This window comes from Mucilaginibacter sabulilitoris (assembly GCF_034262375.1).
Classification (GTDB): Bacteria; Bacteroidota; Bacteroidia; order Sphingobacteriales; family Sphingobacteriaceae; genus Mucilaginibacter; species Mucilaginibacter sabulilitoris.
Genome location: NZ_CP139558.1, coordinates 2863970 through 2880723 on the forward strand (window position 1 = coordinate 2863970; position 16754 = coordinate 2880723).

A 16754-nucleotide genomic window follows, 5' to 3' on the forward strand; every position below is an offset into this window, starting at 1 on the left:
ATGTCGCCACTGCGTAATCATTTTCAAATCTTCAAACCAACCAATTTTCAAATCCCGTTAAAATAATTTTGTTCTTAATCCGGCAGATATTTCTTCAGTTACACAAATAATATCCTGTGCCACGTGGCTGTTGTTCGTGATAATACGGTCGCACTCATCTTTATAGGGCAGCAAAAACTCTTTATAGGCTGGTACCACATGGTTTACCCATTTGTACATGGCATCATCGTGCGAATAGCCGCGCTCTATCAGGTCGCGCTTCAGGCGACGACCCATGGCAACTTCTTCGTCGGCTTCAATAAAAATTTTCATGTCCAGCATATCGGCAATATCCCTAAAATACAGGATGAACAGGCCTTCTACAATTAGAATAGGGGCCGGTTTTATTTCCAGCATCCTGGGTACTACATTAGGATTGTTAAAAGTATACTCGGGCTTAATAACGGTTTCATTATTAAAAAGCCTGCTGATATCCTGCTGAAAATGCTCATGGTCAATGGTGGATGGCAGATCAAAATTATACTCTTTATTTTCTTCTGGCGTCATCTTATGAGCCACGCGAAAATAATAGTCATCCTGCGATATCAGACACACTTCATCGGCAGTAAAATGCTCCAGGAAACTTTTCAGGAAAAAGGTTTTGCCAGATCCACTACCACCGGCAATTCCAATAATATAAGGTTTATTCATTTGGGCTACCGTAACTGATATTTACGTGGATACGTTTGTCTAAAGCACCTAATGCGTCGGCAGTGTTCTTGGTCATCACAATAAGCACATCCTTGGTGGCCTCGCTATCCGTAAAACGACCAACTACCTTTGCATAAGTGGTATGGTTATTCATGGGGTTAGTAATCTTGATAACGGTGCCGATGGGAGCGGTGCGGTGCAGTACCAGTTCCTTTTTAGGGTCAAGGCTGGTATCATCTATCCAGGTAGCTACACCCGTTTCATTCTTTTCGTATAAGCCGTATTTGTTGGCCTTCAATTTGTTACCGGCGCTATCAAGAGCGGCTACGGTTGAATCCTGCTGTTTTACCACATCTTGTTGCACTACAGGTCTTTCTTCGGGCGGCATACCTGCGCGAACTTTGATGATCTGGTTAGGCGCAAGGGTGTTTGATGTTAAGTTGTTCAATTTAACAATATCATCAACAGAAGTACCAAAACGTTTGGCTATTGAAAAAAGGGTTTCGCCCGCAGATACCTTGTACTGTTGTACATTATCTAAATTAAGTGGTTTTTGTGGTGTGGTATCTGTAGTAGTGGTTGTTTGCGCAGGAGCGGTTGCCGTTTGCTGAGCAGGGGCAGGTTGTTGTGCAACCTGTGGTACTTGCGGCTTGGTTTGCTGCTGTACGGCTGCCTGCTGAGGCTGTGGTTTTGTTTGCTGTTGTGTAACGGGTGGTTGTACCTGCGGTTTGTTAACAGCCGATTGAGGAGTTGTAGTTGTTTGCAAAATGGACGCCTCGGTAGGTACTTTAATAATACCGCCTATTTTAAGGGGAGCATTATTATTAAACTGCATAATGGCTTTAGGGCTTACATTATAGCGGCGGCCAATGGAGTAATAGTTATCTTTAGGGTCAAGCTTATGCAGGATCACTTTTTTACCGTCATGGTTTTCAACTCCAACGGAATCGATTACAGGATTTGCAAAAAGAGATATAGAAAGTGTAAGTAGGGGAGCGATCAATAAAAAAATCTTTAATTTCATAATAAATTATAATACAGTAACTTATAAGTTCAAAACTATTAACGTTGATCTGTCTTTTAAATAGATCAGTTTATTCTTATGTACTACAAACGCCTCCGGCTGCAATTTTTGTATATGGCTGTTCAACAAATCCTGGTAAACAATTGCGCCGTCGATGTTAATAATATATAAATGCTGTTTTAATTTTTGCTGAAAAAACGTGTGCAAAGATACAATTCTATAGTAATTGTGCTCCATATAATGTATCGTATTTCCATACGACTCGGTTTCTGTTAATTGCAAGTTGTGCAAAAAATGTGCAGGCATCATTTGCGGTACGCTTATGCCGTTATCCAAAGCTGTATCAAGCACAGGCTGATATGCCCTTAATATTTCCCCGGTTTTAACATCGGCCAGAAATAACTTTTTAGGCTGTATCTGAGCGTTATAAACAACCGGACCGTTGACAGACAGGTGATCAAAAGCCAGGGTGTAATTACTCCATATTGTTTTGCCCGATGTACCATCAATAGCAATAAGCCCTTTATGTACGGGGCCGGTTCCTGATAAATAATTGTGTACCAGCAGTACACCGTTATAAGCCGCCTCTACACCGGTAAGCCACCGCTCAGGAGTAGTAGCATCCCTGAAAAAAATTTGACCGTTATGAAGGTCTACGGCGCCAAATGCTACTTTTTTTTCTTCGCTGTTTCTTAATTCAACAAACAAAATGCCGCTTAAACTGTCAATTTCCATGCGCCATATTGGCCAGTCAAATTGTTCGTTAATAAAAGGTAGCAGCTTTGTCATAAAGTTTGCAAATATGGGTATTAAAATCAAAACTGCTTATATTTACCAAACATTGCAACTGAGCCGATGTTTAACAATAAAATCACTATTTACATATGAACGCTAAAGAAATAAGCCTGGAAGAAGGTAAAGTAAAACCCGTTGTTGACCATTTGAATGATCTGCTGGCCAACTATCACATTTACTATCAAAAAGTACGCGGCTGCCACTGGAACATTAAAGGGCAAAACTTTTTTACCCTGCATTTAAAGTTCGAAGAATTATATACCGCCGCGCTTACTACCATTGATGAGCTTGCCGAGCGTATACTTACTTTGGGCAAACCGCCATACAGCACTTTTAAAGACTATATTGAAACGTCTCAAATTAAGGAAATTCAAACCATTGGTTTAAAAGATACCAAAATGGTTAAAGCCATTATTGACGACCTGGCGATTTTAATTGCAAAAGAAAGAGAGATCATGGAGATTACTGCCAAAGCCGGTGACGATGGAAGTAACGATATGGTGAATGCCTTTATGCAGTTTAATGAAAAAAATACCTGGATGCTGCGTTCGTTTGTTAACGAAGACTAATTAACAGGTAAAATAATTTTGAGGAGCCGCTGATATATGTGTCAGCGGCTTTTTTTATGCCTTTTATTTAGGGGCAAATTAGCCAGCGCAATCGTTTGAGTAGAATAAACTGCCGAATACTTTTGATTTAAAAAAGATAGGTTGTAGAATTGCCTTACCAAAATATAAAAGCCTTGAAAGTAATACATAGCGTACATCCCGAAGATTTTAAAAGTTATCAGACAGCGAAAATCAGAGAGCGGTTTTTGATTGATCAGCTGGTGCAAACCGATAAGCTGAATTGCACTTATACCCATTATGACCGAATGATAGTAGGAGCGGCCCATCCTGTAACCAAGTCGGTTGAACTGGAAAACTATCCAAACCTGCGTGCCGATTATTTTTTGGAACGCCGCGAAATTGGTATTATTAACGTAGCCGGTGATGGCGAGGTTACTGCCGACGGAAAAACATTTCAGGTAAATAAGCTTGATTGCCTTTATATTGGCAAGGGTACAAAAAGTGTATCGTTTGCCAGCAAAAACAGCGCCCAGCCTGCGGTATTCTATATCCTTTCGGCGCCGGCCCATACGGTATATCCTACCACATTAATGACCAATGCCGATGCTGCTAAAGTGCACACCGGCTCAAATGAAACCGCCAACAAACGTACCATTAATAAATATATTCACCTGGAGGGTATAAAAAGCTGTCAGTTGGTTATGGGGCTTACTATACTGCACGAAGGCAGTGTATGGAATACCATGCCATCGCACGTGCATGACCGCCGTATGGAAGCCTATTTTTATTTTGATGTACCAGCGGGTCAAAAAATATTTCATTATATGGGCGAAGGTCAGGAAACACGCCATATCCTGATGGATAATTACGATGCGGTGGTATCGCCGCCGTGGAGTATCCACTCCGGCAGCGGAACAGCCAGCTACAGCTTTATCTGGGGAATGGCAGGCGAAAACCTCGACTATACCGATATGGACGCTATTGCCATACCCGATCTCAGATAAAAATCAATCTATCATCCTAAAAATATAAAACATTGGAAAATTCATTTTCATTAGCCGACAAAGTAATTGTAGTAACCGGCGGTACGGGCATACTGGGCAACGCCTTTGTAAATGCTATTGTTGAAGCCGGCGGCGCGGTAGGTATACTTGGCCGCAACCAGCAGGTTGCCGAAGAGCGTGCTGATGCTATTAATAAAAACGGCGGTAAAGCCATTGCCCTGGTTGCCGACGTACTTGACGAAGACGAGTTGATAGCTGCCAAAAATAAAATAGTTGATGCTTTTGGCAAAGTTGATGGCCTGGTGAATGGCGCCGGCGGCAATATGCCCGAAGGGGTTTTAGCACCCGAAGAGGATATTTTTAAAATGAACATAGCCGGTATGAAAAAGGTAATGGACCTAAACACCTGGGGAACCATTATACCAACCCAGGTATTTGGCGAGGCTATTGCTAAAACCGCAGGAGCGGGCAGTATCGTAAATATATCCTCTATGAACTCCAAGCGTGCCATTACCAAAGTATTGGGCTACAATATTGGTAAAGCTGCGGTTGATTGCTATAACCAGTGGTTCGCGGTGGAGCTGGCCAACCGTTACGGCGACAAGATCAGGATGAACGCCCTTGCACCTGGATTTTTCCTTACCGAGCAAAACCGTTACCTGCTTACCAAACCCGAAGGCGGTTATACCCCAAGGGGCGAACTGGTGATCAAGCAAACACCGTTTAAACGCTTCGGTCATGCCGATGAATTGAAGGGGGCACTCACCTGGTTGCTCAGTGATGCTTCGGCATTTGTAACCGGATCAATGATTTGCGTGGATGGCGGGTTTTCTATATTTGGCGGTGTATAATTTGTTAAAACGACTGAATTATTTGTTAAAATATCCAATTATGAAACTGAAATTAAGCATAATAACCTTGTTAATGGGCTCTGGATTGGCGGCCGGCGCCCAAACTGTTACCCTCGATTATTATTTTAACCACGAAGTACATAAAGATAAAACCGGTCAACTGAAACGCTTCCATTATATGTGGAACGAAACGAATAGTAACGGTTTCTCTATTTTTGGAGAGGCTTTTACAAAGCAAGGCGCAAAACTCGATACGCTGGGCGAAGCACCTACCGCTCAAAATTTAAATAATAATGCTATTTACATTATTGTCGATCCCGATAGTAAAAAAGAAAATCCAAACCCCAATTATATTCAGCCTAAAGATGCTGATGAGATTGCAGCATGGGTAAAAAAGGGCGGTGTGCTGTTAATGATGGCTAATGACAGCGCCAATGTAGAATTGCCGCATTTTAACACGCTGGCCAACAAGTTTGGCGTCAATTTTAATAACGAATTAACAAATCATGTTATTGACGATGCCCACTTTGAGGATGGCGGCGTAAAAACAGCCGGCAACGCCATATTTAAAACTGCCGGTAAAATATACATGAAAGATGTATGCTCCATAAGCGTAAGCGGCCCCGCAAAATCAGTTTTGAAAAACAAGGACAACGCCACTATTATAGCCAGCGCCAAATATGGCAAAGGTACAGTGGTAGCTGTGGGCGACCCATGGTTGTATAACGAATACACCAACGGCAGGCTTCCCGCTGCATTAGGCTTTGAAAACGATAAAGCTGCAAATGATGTAGCACAGTGGCTTTTAAAGCTGGTGCCACATAAATAATATAACCAATAACTGACACGTGACCATTGTTTTATAAGGCGAGAGGCAGTATATTTGCAGCCACTTTCCTGTGGTGTAATGGTAGCACTTCTGATTCTGGTTCAGACGATCGTGGTTCGAGCCCATGCAGGAAAACATTAAAGCCATTTATGCCGGTTCGACTCCGGCGCTGGGTACAATTTATGACAAGTAGCCAATTTTATTGGCTACTTTTTTTATGCGATAAATTTCAGCTGTTACTCAGAATATTTATATTTATAAATATGCAGTTGTTCAATCTCTTTAAAAAGAAAAACGAGGATCTATCTCAATTAAGCGTGGAAAAACAGTTGAGCTATTTAATTGATTATATACCTGATTTCTATAAAGATCAAAGACAATATTTAAATGCTACTGATTATCTTAAACAGGATGAATGGGCCTTGACACTTGAGAGCCTAATTGAATTGACAGTAGAAACAGACCATTATTTTTCGGAAGAGTATTGGCAAAGACTTGCTGATGCCGCTAATGCAATGAACTTATCGGAGTTGTCAAATTATTGTTTGAAACAAATTGGCCGTAATCAGAAAGACTTAAAATCAAAAACTCCGTTTGGGTGGACAACTATAAAGTTTGACGACAATCATTTTCAGCATTATATCTCAGAAAGAATCAAAGAAACCTGGGTTGCGGAGAGGCATCAAAGAGACAATGTTAATTCACTTCTAAAAAAAGAGAATGGAGTCTATTTAAAGATGAACGGTAGATCAGGCACTATATATGTGATTGACCAGGATAGATTAGCAGAGATAGATGTTGAAATAGGTATGGTTGGTTTACTTTTATATTTTAAAAATACTACACATTGGATATTGCCTTTAAAGCGGGGATTGACAATTGAGGAAAAGAAGGATATCAGGATATCAATTACTTCTTGGGCATCTAAAACAATAAACGCTGTCGAATTTGATGATTAATAAAATGCTTATCCTGAAGTTGGTTAATGCACGAAGCTCCAAGTTTGTACTTCAGCCCGCCTGAAGCAAAATCCATGTTACAAGTTGTCATTTCTTTTAGTTGCACTGGTGTCACAGTTAATTATATATTTCGTTTGTTGCTTTCCATCGCAATAAATTCTGGCAAGTAATTGGGAGTACAGCCTTTTGATACCATTTCACCTTTATAAAGACCCGTTTTCTCGCCAAGAGCGACACACCTATTTCTATACTGTTTTTCATAAACTCCAATCCAACCTGCGGTGAAATTCATCGCCCATTGAACCTCAGGCTCTTCTAAGGTAATACTGGTCTCAATTGCTGAAAGTAAGTCGGGCGTATTTTCTGAATGCGTATGTCCCATCCATCTCAATCTTGCTTGATAGTACCAATAAGTTCGTCTTTGAAGTGAAGAAGAGCTATTTTCCCAAGACTGGATCAGGACAATTGTCTTTTTATCCTTAGTGAGCTGATTGGCCATTAGCCAATCTATTAGCTGATTTCGCTCATCAAATGGATGACTCTGCATATCCTTATCAAGTTTATTAATCAAATCTTGGGAAAGAAGCTTATTATCAATAATCAAGATGGCTAATTGCCTGGGCAAAAAACTCCCGGTTGACCATAGTTCCATAGCCAATTCTTGATCCTTTTTGATATCCTTAGCAATTTTTCGTAAGTCCCCTAACTTAGTTTTAGCGTGGATTTGCGCCAAGATGTTTTCAGCTTTTATAGAGAGTTTCATATCAATCTTTATGTTATTGAAAATAAATAATTCTGACCTCAAATAATGATCCACTTACAATGTCCTTGTCTGTTCAGAGAAAAATTTCTTTTTGTTTGCGTAGACGTACATTTTTAAGTCTTGAACAAACTTGTGAAGAAAAATAATAATTGAGCAGTAATAAAACGTCTTGCTAAACTAATAATATCCCCACGGTCTATTATGATTGATTCGACAATAATCCGACCTTGACTTTTCAACTCACTCCATAGCTGCCTAAAACACGATTTTCTTTAAATCTGTTAGAAACTCATTTGGCAACACTTCTGTTGGGGGTACCAGAAATCTCTTTGAATTTCAGAAGGAATTTCTTGTTACAGACCATTCAATTTTATCCCTTTAAATATAAAATACATCTCGGTTTTGTGTAATAAACCCACAGGTTATATATTTGCATTACAATAACGCGCGAGCATTTACGTACGCTTTTTCCTATGGTGTAATGGTAGCACGTCAGATTCTGGCTCTGAAGATTGAGGTTCGAGCCCTTGTAGGAAAACCGGATATTTTTATCGATAAATCTAAAAAGTGGCGCTATACGTAGTGCCACTTTTTGCTTTAAGCTTCTATCACAATTTCTCCTTCATTTTGTGGCTCTTCAAATCCGTTGAGATAGGAGGTTAACAGTTCTTCTGTAATTTTGAATGAAGCATTGGCGTCAAATCGTTCGCTTCGCAACAGCAGCCTTTTTCGCAACTCATCCGGATGTACTTTTAAATAGATAAGTTTCCAGCTTCCGCCTGCATCTTCAATAAGCTTTTTATATAGCAATCTTTTTTCCCGCTGCCAAAAGCTAAAATCAATTACCACATTGCGTCTTTCTTTCAGAAGATGTAATAATTGCTCACGTAATTTAAGTTCGGCCGTTTGGCTTAGTTGTCCGTACATTTCAACCGGATAATCAATTCCGTAGCGGCCGTTGTTGGCCCATATTTCTTCATCAATAGAAAGCCTTATAAAACCTTTTTCCTCCAATTGCCGGGCAAATGTTGTTTTACCAGATCCTGTTATACCGCACATTAATACAACAAGCGGATTCGTATCATTTAGGAAATCTAAATTATTTACATCAAACATGGTCGTTATAAAATTTTGCTATTGTGTGTACTGGTTTCGACTATCAGGATATCTGTAAACTTAACGTGCTGATGATCGCATTTGTTCCTTAACCAGAGTTTTATCTTAATTATAGAGAGGGAGATGATTTATCTTCCCCTCTATAAAACGAATTGTTATTTATTGGGCTTCATCGCATAATCCATTGCTTTTTGAAATGTAGTTATCCATAAAGTTTTCTTATTTTCTTTAAGGTAATTCAGCAATTCCTGGTGCGCGGCTGATGAGGTTGTAATATAGTCGCCACCTACGCCGTGAAACATGATAACTCCCATACCGCCGCTTTGCTGAACGCTTTTTACAAAAGCAATGAGTTGGGTTGCTGGAGTATTATCTTCCAGTCCGAAAGAGGGGACTTGTAAAGGGTCTAAATGTTTAAAATCGGTTATGACCGAATTGATATCGCCACCAACGCGCGCATATTTAACCAGATCATATTTCCGGAGTGTATCTACATAATCTTTTGTGCCAACCGTTGTTTCGGCGCAGGGATAAGCATAAGTACGACTGTTCTTCCCGTCTACCGCGTACAGAAAATGGTTCATAACTTCAATTTCGCGAATAATGCTGTAAGGCGTGTATTTATCAGAAACCACCGGATTATCATCTGTACTAAGACAGGGATGAAATATGGTATGGTTAGCCAGTTCAAATCCCTTTTTACTGAGTTTGCGCCACTCGGAAATGGTTTGACTGTCAATATCGCCAGTCAGGAAAAAAGTTGCCGTTAAGTGGGCGGCTTTCAGCTGGGGTACAGCTATATTTAGCTGCGATTTAAGCGCATCATCATAGGTAAGCACGATAACAGCTTTTTTGTGGCCGGGCCATTGAACTTTTTCCTGGGCCTGTGCAGCCAAGTTTATGATTAAAAGAGAAAAAATAAGCTTTTTCATGAATGACATTGATTCTTCATATCGGTTTAATAATTGCCCGATCTGTTATTTCCATATACCTTTTATTGCCTCCGCGTTGGTTGTATCAGCAATCGGGAGATCGTACATGGCCTCTATAGTGTGCAGTACATTGTAATGATTAATGCGGTCGTCATATTTACCGGGCTTAATCATTTGCCCTATAAACATGGTTGGAATATGATTTACAGGTTTAAAATCATCTTCATCAAAGGTTACTATGAGCAAGCTGTTATGTGTTTTTGCCCATTTTGCATAAGCTTCCAGGTTTTCTTTTAACCATTGATCGCCCCTTCGTATGGCCGCGCTATCACCTGGCGCGCCGATGTTGTGCATGTCGTTGTCCATATCCGGAATGACAAATGCAACGGTTGGCAGCTTATGGAAATCTTTCGGGAACGATGTCATCGGCAGGCTTAAGGTTTCAGGTATATTATTTGTCCCATCGCCCTGCCAGTTTACCCAGGGTGCATGTTTCCTGGCATATAAGGATGCACCCGTTAAACTACTTTTTAAATATTCACAATCAAGGTAACCCACAGATGGCATGGTATGTGCGAAACCTTTAAAAGTAAACCCTTTACTAATAAGTGAAGCGGCCAGATTAGGTGTAGTATAGGGCGTTTCATTATCAAGGCATTTATCATCGGTTACCCCCTGGGTGCTCCCCGAAAATATGGCCAGGTAATTAGGTTGGCTGGGATGGGTAACGCCATGAGCATCTGTAAACAAAGCACCTTCCTTTGCTAATTGCGTTATAAACGGAGCATTAGGTGAATTGATCACTTCGTCATAACCATGGTTCTCTTCCATAACAATGATAATATGATCCGGGCGTGGTACTTTAGGGCTGCAGGAGGTCAGTATACTAATGAATGATAATATAGTAATTGCTAAATAATATGGTTTCATATAATTGAATTAAGTCTTTAAATACGATACCGCGCGTGAAGGCTCGTTTTAAATAAGTTTAAGAATTGGTTAAAAAAATATTGCTATGCTATTCAAATGATCATGATAATCATAATTGAATTTTAGATAACCGGAGGTAGTATTTATCCGGAGGAGAAATCTGGAAAATGGTATTACTCTTCGCATATCTCTTAACAGTTGTAAGTAAAAAGATAAATTTTGAGGATAAGAAAAGCAGTAAAAGTACCGGCAAAGGCATTATTGTTTTAGATGGGGAAACCGCCTTGATATGATCAGCTTCAGAAGAGTGATGCTCTTCTTTCTTTTTAATAAGTCGTTGCAGCAGCGAATTAACTTTAGTGGAATTAGTGGCGAAATCGGCCCGCATGGAGATCTGGTAAGCCGCATAAGGACGCAGCAAAACCATCAATACGGCAAATGTAAAAATAAGAACATTGACTAAATTTTTACCGGTCATGCGCCTGTGTTAAATTACTGTAACAACAAATTTAAATAAAAGTGAAATAATATCAGTAAACTTTATATAATTCTATCAGGTAAAATACGGAGTTGGCATGTCATCAATTTAAGTTGAAATTTATTGTAAGGATGTATTTCTTTTCCCGACAAAACAGGAAAAATATACACTATGAACTTTAAAAAAATCACCAATTGGTCTGCCGTGGCATTAGTGCCATTTGTTTTTGCGGCATGTAAAAAAAATAACGACAGTAATCCATCTAACGAAAGCCAGAAGGCGACCATCACTGTAGAAAATGTTTTAAACTCTAAACCACTGGTTGAATCCGGAACTTTTCAGGGAACAGGTTCTCCGGCGCTTATTTTACCGGGACAATCAACTACTGTTGAGTTTTCTGCTGCCAAAGGCGAGGCCATTACTTTCGCAACCATGTATGGCTGGTCGAACGATTTGTTTTTTGCGCCGGCTAATCCGGGGATACAGGTTTACGATGCCAAAGGAGCACCCATTGAAGGTGACGTATCTGACCAGGTAAAACTATGGGATAACGGAACACGCATTAACCAGGCGCCGGGCGCTTCGGTAAATCATCCCGGCGTTGCCGATAATAAGAATATTACCGAAGTGAACGGGACCGATGCCCAGGGTAATAAGTACTTATCCGCGTCAAAACTGGTGAAAGCGACTTTAAAGTATAAAGGCAACTCAGTGTTTATGTTAACGCTGCAAAATATTTCGGGCGGTACTGCGAACGAAACACCGCTTAGTCCGGGAGTTTGGGCTGTATCCTACATCGTTGGCGGAACTCTGCAAAACACAGCGCCATTATACACCAGCGGTAAGCCTACGGCGAATGGCCTTACCGGTATTGCCGAAGCGGGTGATAACACCCAGCTCAGCGCTTATGTAAAAACCATAACCGGTATTTTTACACCACTTTCGCCGGTATTAATTGTTGTGTACAACGGCGTGGATAACCCTATTTATAAAACCGGGGAAAACGACAGGATGCAGGGCTTAAGAGCAATTGCCCAGCAAGGGAATCCCGATACTTTAGCTGCATATTTAAAAGGAAAATCAGGAATTAAAGCAGTTTACACTGTTGCTGCAGCTACCACAAAAGTTTTACTTCCTACAATAGGAGGGCAGGCAGGTGGAAGCGTATCGCAAGAGATTTCTGTTTCGCCCGGCGACCGTTTGGCTATTGCAACCATGTACGGGTTCTCAAACGATTGGTTTTTTGCCACAGTTGGTAACGGTGTTGATGCTACTACAAAAGGCGATATCTCGTCAAGCATCCAGCTATATGATGATGGTACAGCTATTAATCAGTTTCCGGGCGCTGGTATTACTCAGTTTAACCTCGCAGGTACACCACTTAAAGAAAGCCTGCCTATTACAGCGGTGCCTAACCCCAATGCTTTCACTACTCTGCCGGCTATACCCGGTATAATCAAAGTAACTATTAAATAATTGATCCATTTAACAAAGGCATCTGTGTAAAAACAGATGCCTTTGTTAATTTTAAAAGGTTTGATTTTACGGTAATTGGTAAGCCCATTTAGTGTGATCCGTTCTGAACGGAACGGCCGGAAGCCCAGCTCCGTTAACGAGGTTTGGCTCTGCAATTTCATTCCATCCTAAACGCACTTGCTTAGGCTCAGTAACCTGTGGGCTCGAAACACTTACTTTGTCGCCTTCAATCTCTGCTTTGGCATCAACAAACTTTCCATCATTGCCTGCAATAGTGAGCCAGTTTACAGGTTGGCCATCGCTGGTTTTAAGACCTTTGGAGTGTGTGAATGTTAAGACAATTTTATCACCTTTTACTTGCATGCTTTTAAACCGTGGCCCGGTAAACTCCATGTTTTTATAGCCATATTTTTTTGATAATACCAATGCGGCCATCCGGCGGCCTACTTCCCATTTATAGGATGGGTGGATATCGTCCAGGTTATCTACCAAATCACTTACCGTTACTATTTCGGTATTGGGGATGGCAAGTGCGGCGGTTTGGGCTTCCCAAATCAATGGTAACGTTTCGGAGTTATGCGGAAGCTTGTCTTTACGGTGGGTATAATAATGAGGGGCCAGCATTACGTCATAAAAGGGGAGCTTATTATTGCCCCAGGCTTCGCGCCAGCTTTCAATAAGGGCTTGCATTTTGTCGGCATAACGAATGCTGTCTTCCGTAACCACATTTGATTCGCCCTGGTACCATAAAAAGCCTTTAAGTGCGTAAGGGGCTAATGGTTTTACCATGCTGTTATAAATTTTACCGGGTTCAACACCATTCATCAGCTTTGGGGTTTTAGTGGCTTCGTCTTTAAAAGCCGGCATTTTGAGGTAGGCTGATACAGGCGTCCATGGTTCAATTTGAGTGCCTCCCCATGATGTAAATAGGATACCAATAGGCACCTGTAATTTATTTTGTATGTTTTTAGCAAAAAAATAGCCCAGGGCCGAAAACTGCTCCAGCGCTTCACCTTTGCATTCCTGCCAGCCTGTAGTTACCACATCAGGGCCGCTAAGATCTCTTTTAACATTAAACAAACGTATCTGTGGGTTATTAACCGAAAGTTCCATCGCGGCGCTATCCGCCCCCCTTGCCGGTGGTGTTCTGGAATAGCCTTTCTTCATCGGGTATTCCATATTTGATTGGCCGGAACATAGCCATACTTCGCCAACCAGTATGTTATTCAACGTTATTGTTTGCCCGGCAGAAATAATAGTCATTTGTGCAGGTTCTGCAGATGCTTTTAAAGATGACAGGCTTATTTTCCAGTACCCATTTTCATCGGCTTTTGTGCTTTTTTCCTGACCTCCAAATTGTACCGATACCGTGGCTCCTTTACCCGCCCAGCCCCAGACAGGTACTGGCTGCTGTTGTTGCAGTACCATATTGCTGGTAATAACATTGGGTAGTTTTAACTGCGCGTTGGCATAAAACGTTATGAGTAACACAAACAGCGTACTCAGGCTAATTTTAACGTGACTAAACATAGGTTGTATTGGAATATGATAAACGGGTTTAAAGTATATTTAATTTTACGATTAAAAAAATGTTTGGAGCAATATGATAGCTGATTGTATGTAAAGATTTAACTGCTATTGCATAAGTTTATGCAGAATAAAAAAGCATTATCCGGTTTAAAGGATAATGCCTATATAGAGGTCAGTCAGACCATTTACTAAGCATATCACCAACAATATGCTTAATTTTTTTTGGCCCGCAGGCAGGCTATTTTATGTTTAATAGATTCCTTTAAAGTATAACACGATATTGTTAAATAAAGTAACAAATGATTTAAGGTTAGTGAAAAGCTTTAAATCAATGTGGTGAGCATTTGGCACCATATCTACCAATTCACGGGTTTCCTGCTGAAAAACCATTATAAAAAGTATAAGGAAGAAAATAGCTGTTTTAATAGGGAGTTCCAGAATAACTAAGGGCTTTTTTTTTCTTTTAGCAGGCATTATAATATTCGTGCTTGTTATCGCAAATGTAGACAGGTGAATTAATGTTGTCAATCCGTGAAAACACCGTATTTAAAGTTTAAACACCAATTGAAAATTAAAAGATAAATCCATCTCATTATCGGGACGGATTTTATCTATCTTCTTTGTAATCAGATTATAATGCTTTATTATAATTTGATTTTTACAAAATACACACGGTTATGGTCTACCGAATTGGTAGCTGGCAGTATTTTAGGATTGAAGCCTCCTTTACCATTATCCAGCACGCCGAAATCATCATCGTTTGAAATGGCCAGTATATTACCTGGTAACAATGCCAGTCCTTCAGCTTTATCATGCGGATAAACAGTTGGCAGGTCTTTCAAAAGATCAAGAACAAGGGTTTTGGATACAGGGGTAATGCCCGCCGTCTGCAAACCTGCATTGTCATTCAATTCTTCTACGGTTTTACCTCCGTATAGCTTACCAGTAGCACTATTAGCAGCGTCTGAGATATCTGTAGCTCCGTCGATGTTTATTTTAAATACCTTTTTAAAAGTCGCCGGATTTGTTGGCGCGCCGCCGTATAAGCCATCGCGTTCAATGGTTAAAAAGGTGGTACTGTTAACGGCCACAATATCGCTAACACCGGTAAGTGTTACATTGTCCATTACATAAGCATATTGCTTGGTTGCGCCCGACTGGATATCGAAAGTTAGTATGCGTAATATAGTTGAATTACTCGCCGCGGCTTTGGTTGGGTTTAACATAGGCGATTGCATCATGCCTATCAGTGTTTTTCCATCAGGTGTAATGGTGAGGCCTTCCATTCCGCGGTTTGGCTTGCGTTTGGCAAACACAAGTGGAATTTTACGGCCGCCTGTACCAGTACCAAATGGATTTATACGTTCAAGGGTTTTACCTGACGCATCAAAATGCACAATATGTGGTCCGTATTCGTCGCTGATCCAAAAGGAGCCATCGGCTGCCAAAACCATACCTTCCGAATCAATACCGTCAATACTTGGGGCTATTTGTTTGCCGCTCAAGTCAAAAGCGATTTCGCCTGTTGCACCTTCTCCGGCAGGGTTTGGCAGGCCATTTAACTTTTGGCCCGACGCGTTTTTTAACTCAATGGTTTGTTCCAGTACCAGCTTGCCGTCCTTTAACCTGAATTTACCTATTTCGGGAGTAAAATCGGCTTTGCCGAAAATGATGGCATCGGTAACGGCGCCCGCTGCGTTAGGACCACGGTCGGTTAACAGATAAAAAACGTTGGGGTCTTTATGGTCGGCTGCGATGGCAGAGCCAAAACCACCGTTATAAACTTTTACGCCATCGGGAGTGGTCATCAACAGTTTAGGATCAGCAGCTTCTGCCATATTCGGGTACTCGGCTACAACATTTACAGGATGATCTTTTTTACAGGCGCTAAGTGCAATGGCCGTAAACGCAAAGATTGTTAATAAAGGTTTTTTCATGGGATGTTTGGTTTTGTATAACTTTCACAAATTAAACCCCGGCTTGTAAAGGAAATGTTAACTTAAAAACAATTGATTAACGATTGTTTATATAGCGCTAACGATTAATTTTGAGGATGGACAAAAAGATGAATAAACTAACCTTATTGCTATTGGCCGTACTGCTATCAGGTTTTAGCGTTTATGCCCAGGATTCCCTGAAAAATAAAGCCGCTGTACAAACTTTAAAAGAAGATTTTAAAGACGACTGGGCAGCCTTGTCGCATTATGTAGAAGAAAACAAGCAATTAGGCGAACCAAAACCAGGTGAAAAACGGGTGGTGTTTTTAGGCAGTTCTATTTTTGAACGCTGGAAAGTCCTGGTTCCGGAATTTTTTAATGACAGGCCTTACCTTGACAGGGGTATCAGCGGTCAGATATCGCCCCAGCTTCTTATCCGTTTCAGGCAGGATGTAATTGATCTTAAACCTAAAGCAGTGGTTATTTTAGCGGGCAGCAACGATATTGCAGGTAATACCGGGCATGTAACCAATGAGCGGATCATGGACAATATTAAGTCGATGGTTGAACTGGCTAAACTGCACCAGATAAAAGTTATTTTATGCGCCTACCTGCCCGTATTTGATTATCCGTGGCGAAAAGGGTTGGAACCTGCCCCAAAGATCATCGCCCTGAATAAATTGATAAAAGCTTACTCCGCCGAAAATGACCTGACCCTTTTAGATTATTTTACTCCTTTGGTTGATGAACGCAACGGCCAGAAAGCCGAACTTACCATAGATGGTGTACACCCGAACGTGGCAGGTTATAAAATTATGGCAGCTGTCACCGAGCAAGCTATCAAAAAGACTCTTAAATAAATCCAGGGAGT

At 40.9% G+C, this 16754-nt stretch carries 17 protein-coding genes; 7 read left to right on the top strand and 10 right to left on the bottom strand.

Features of this window, described 5'->3' with window-relative positions; all coding sequences use genetic code 11:
- Positions 1–57: 57 nt before the first annotated feature.
- Genes SNE25_RS12340 through SNE25_RS12350 form a run of 3 tightly spaced genes read right to left on the bottom strand, consistent with a single transcriptional unit; the run spans position 58 to position 2503 of the window.
- Complete coding sequence (locus tag SNE25_RS12340) at positions 58–690, bottom strand: uridine kinase family protein (RefSeq protein ID WP_321565406.1); 633 nt, start codon at positions 688–690, stop codon at positions 58–60.
- On the bottom strand, positions 683–1714 hold the full coding sequence (locus SNE25_RS12345; protein WP_321565407.1) for a LysM peptidoglycan-binding domain-containing protein: 1032 nt from the start codon (positions 1712–1714) through the stop codon (positions 683–685). The genes SNE25_RS12340 and SNE25_RS12345 overlap by 8 nt, the downstream gene beginning before the upstream one ends.
- A gap of 21 nt (positions 1715–1735) precedes the next feature.
- Complete coding sequence (locus tag SNE25_RS12350) at positions 1736–2503, bottom strand: DUF4905 domain-containing protein (protein ID WP_321565408.1); 768 nt, start codon at positions 2501–2503, stop codon at positions 1736–1738.
- A 95-nt stretch (positions 2504–2598) separates the two neighbouring features.
- On the opposite strand from SNE25_RS12350, the gene SNE25_RS12355 reads away from it, so the two are divergent.
- The 5 genes from SNE25_RS12355 to SNE25_RS12375 all read left to right on the top strand — a co-directional run bounded on the left by SNE25_RS12355 (position 2599) and on the right by SNE25_RS12375 (position 6721).
- Positions 2599–3078 carry a Dps family protein gene (locus SNE25_RS12355; protein ID WP_321565409.1) on the top strand — a complete coding sequence of 160 codons (480 nt, stop codon included), beginning with the start codon at positions 2599–2601 and terminating at the stop codon, positions 3076–3078.
- A 173-nt stretch (positions 3079–3251) separates the two neighbouring features.
- Positions 3252–4082 carry a 5-dehydro-4-deoxy-D-glucuronate isomerase gene (gene kduI / locus SNE25_RS12360; protein WP_321565410.1) on the top strand — a complete coding sequence of 277 codons (831 nt, stop codon included), beginning with the start codon at positions 3252–3254 and terminating at the stop codon, positions 4080–4082.
- Between the two features lie 32 nt (positions 4083–4114).
- Positions 4115–4933, top strand: coding sequence for an SDR family oxidoreductase (locus tag SNE25_RS12365; protein WP_321565411.1), 819 nt, complete (start codon positions 4115–4117; stop codon positions 4931–4933).
- A gap of 40 nt (positions 4934–4973) precedes the next feature.
- The gene (locus SNE25_RS12370) at positions 4974–5762 is read left to right on the top strand and encodes a DUF4350 domain-containing protein (RefSeq protein ID WP_321565412.1); all 789 of its coding nucleotides are present in this window, start codon (positions 4974–4976) and stop codon (positions 5760–5762) included.
- Positions 5763–6025: 263 nt separating this feature from the next.
- Positions 6026–6721 (top strand): hypothetical protein, encoded by a 696-nt coding sequence (locus tag SNE25_RS12375; RefSeq protein WP_321565413.1) that lies wholly within the window; start codon positions 6026–6028, stop codon positions 6719–6721.
- 121 nt (positions 6722–6842) lie between these two features.
- Here the strand turns inward: SNE25_RS12375 and SNE25_RS12380 are convergent, their stop codons facing one another.
- The 5 genes from SNE25_RS12380 to SNE25_RS12400 all read right to left on the bottom strand — a co-directional run bounded on the left by SNE25_RS12380 (position 6843) and on the right by SNE25_RS12400 (position 10940).
- Complete coding sequence (locus SNE25_RS12380) at positions 6843–7484, bottom strand: DNA alkylation repair protein (RefSeq protein ID WP_321565414.1); 642 nt, start codon at positions 7482–7484, stop codon at positions 6843–6845.
- A gap of 597 nt (positions 7485–8081) precedes the next feature.
- Positions 8082–8600, bottom strand: a complete 519-nt coding sequence (locus tag SNE25_RS12385; protein WP_321565415.1) for an AAA family ATPase — start codon at positions 8598–8600, stop codon at positions 8082–8084.
- Positions 8601–8755: 155 nt separating this feature from the next.
- Entirely contained in the window at positions 8756–9532 is a 777-nt protein-coding gene (locus SNE25_RS12390; protein WP_321565416.1) for a polysaccharide deacetylase family protein, read from the bottom strand.
- A gap of 45 nt (positions 9533–9577) precedes the next feature.
- Entirely contained in the window at positions 9578–10462 is an 885-nt protein-coding gene (locus SNE25_RS12395; RefSeq protein WP_321565417.1) for an alkaline phosphatase family protein, read from the bottom strand.
- Positions 10463–10571: 109 nt separating this feature from the next.
- Positions 10572–10940: a hypothetical protein gene (locus SNE25_RS12400; protein WP_321565418.1), complete on the bottom strand. Its 369-nt coding sequence runs from the start codon at positions 10938–10940 to the stop codon at positions 10572–10574.
- A gap of 171 nt (positions 10941–11111) precedes the next feature.
- On the opposite strand from SNE25_RS12400, the gene SNE25_RS12405 reads away from it, so the two are divergent.
- Positions 11112–12416: a spondin domain-containing protein gene (locus SNE25_RS12405; protein WP_321565419.1), complete on the top strand. Its 1305-nt coding sequence runs from the start codon at positions 11112–11114 to the stop codon at positions 12414–12416.
- A 66-nt stretch (positions 12417–12482) separates the two neighbouring features.
- Here the strand turns inward: SNE25_RS12405 and SNE25_RS12410 are convergent, their stop codons facing one another.
- Positions 12483–13946, bottom strand: a complete 1464-nt coding sequence (locus tag SNE25_RS12410; RefSeq protein WP_321565420.1) for a sialate O-acetylesterase — start codon at positions 13944–13946, stop codon at positions 12483–12485.
- Positions 13947–14590: 644 nt separating this feature from the next.
- The gene (locus SNE25_RS12415) at positions 14591–15883 is read right to left on the bottom strand and encodes an esterase-like activity of phytase family protein (RefSeq protein ID WP_321565421.1); all 1293 of its coding nucleotides are present in this window, start codon (positions 15881–15883) and stop codon (positions 14591–14593) included.
- Positions 15884–16011: 128 nt separating this feature from the next.
- Here SNE25_RS12415 and SNE25_RS12420 point away from each other — a divergent pair, with 128 nt between their 5' ends.
- Complete coding sequence (locus tag SNE25_RS12420) at positions 16012–16743, top strand: SGNH/GDSL hydrolase family protein (protein ID WP_321565422.1); 732 nt, start codon at positions 16012–16014, stop codon at positions 16741–16743.
- The last annotated feature ends 11 nt before the right edge of the window (positions 16744–16754 follow it).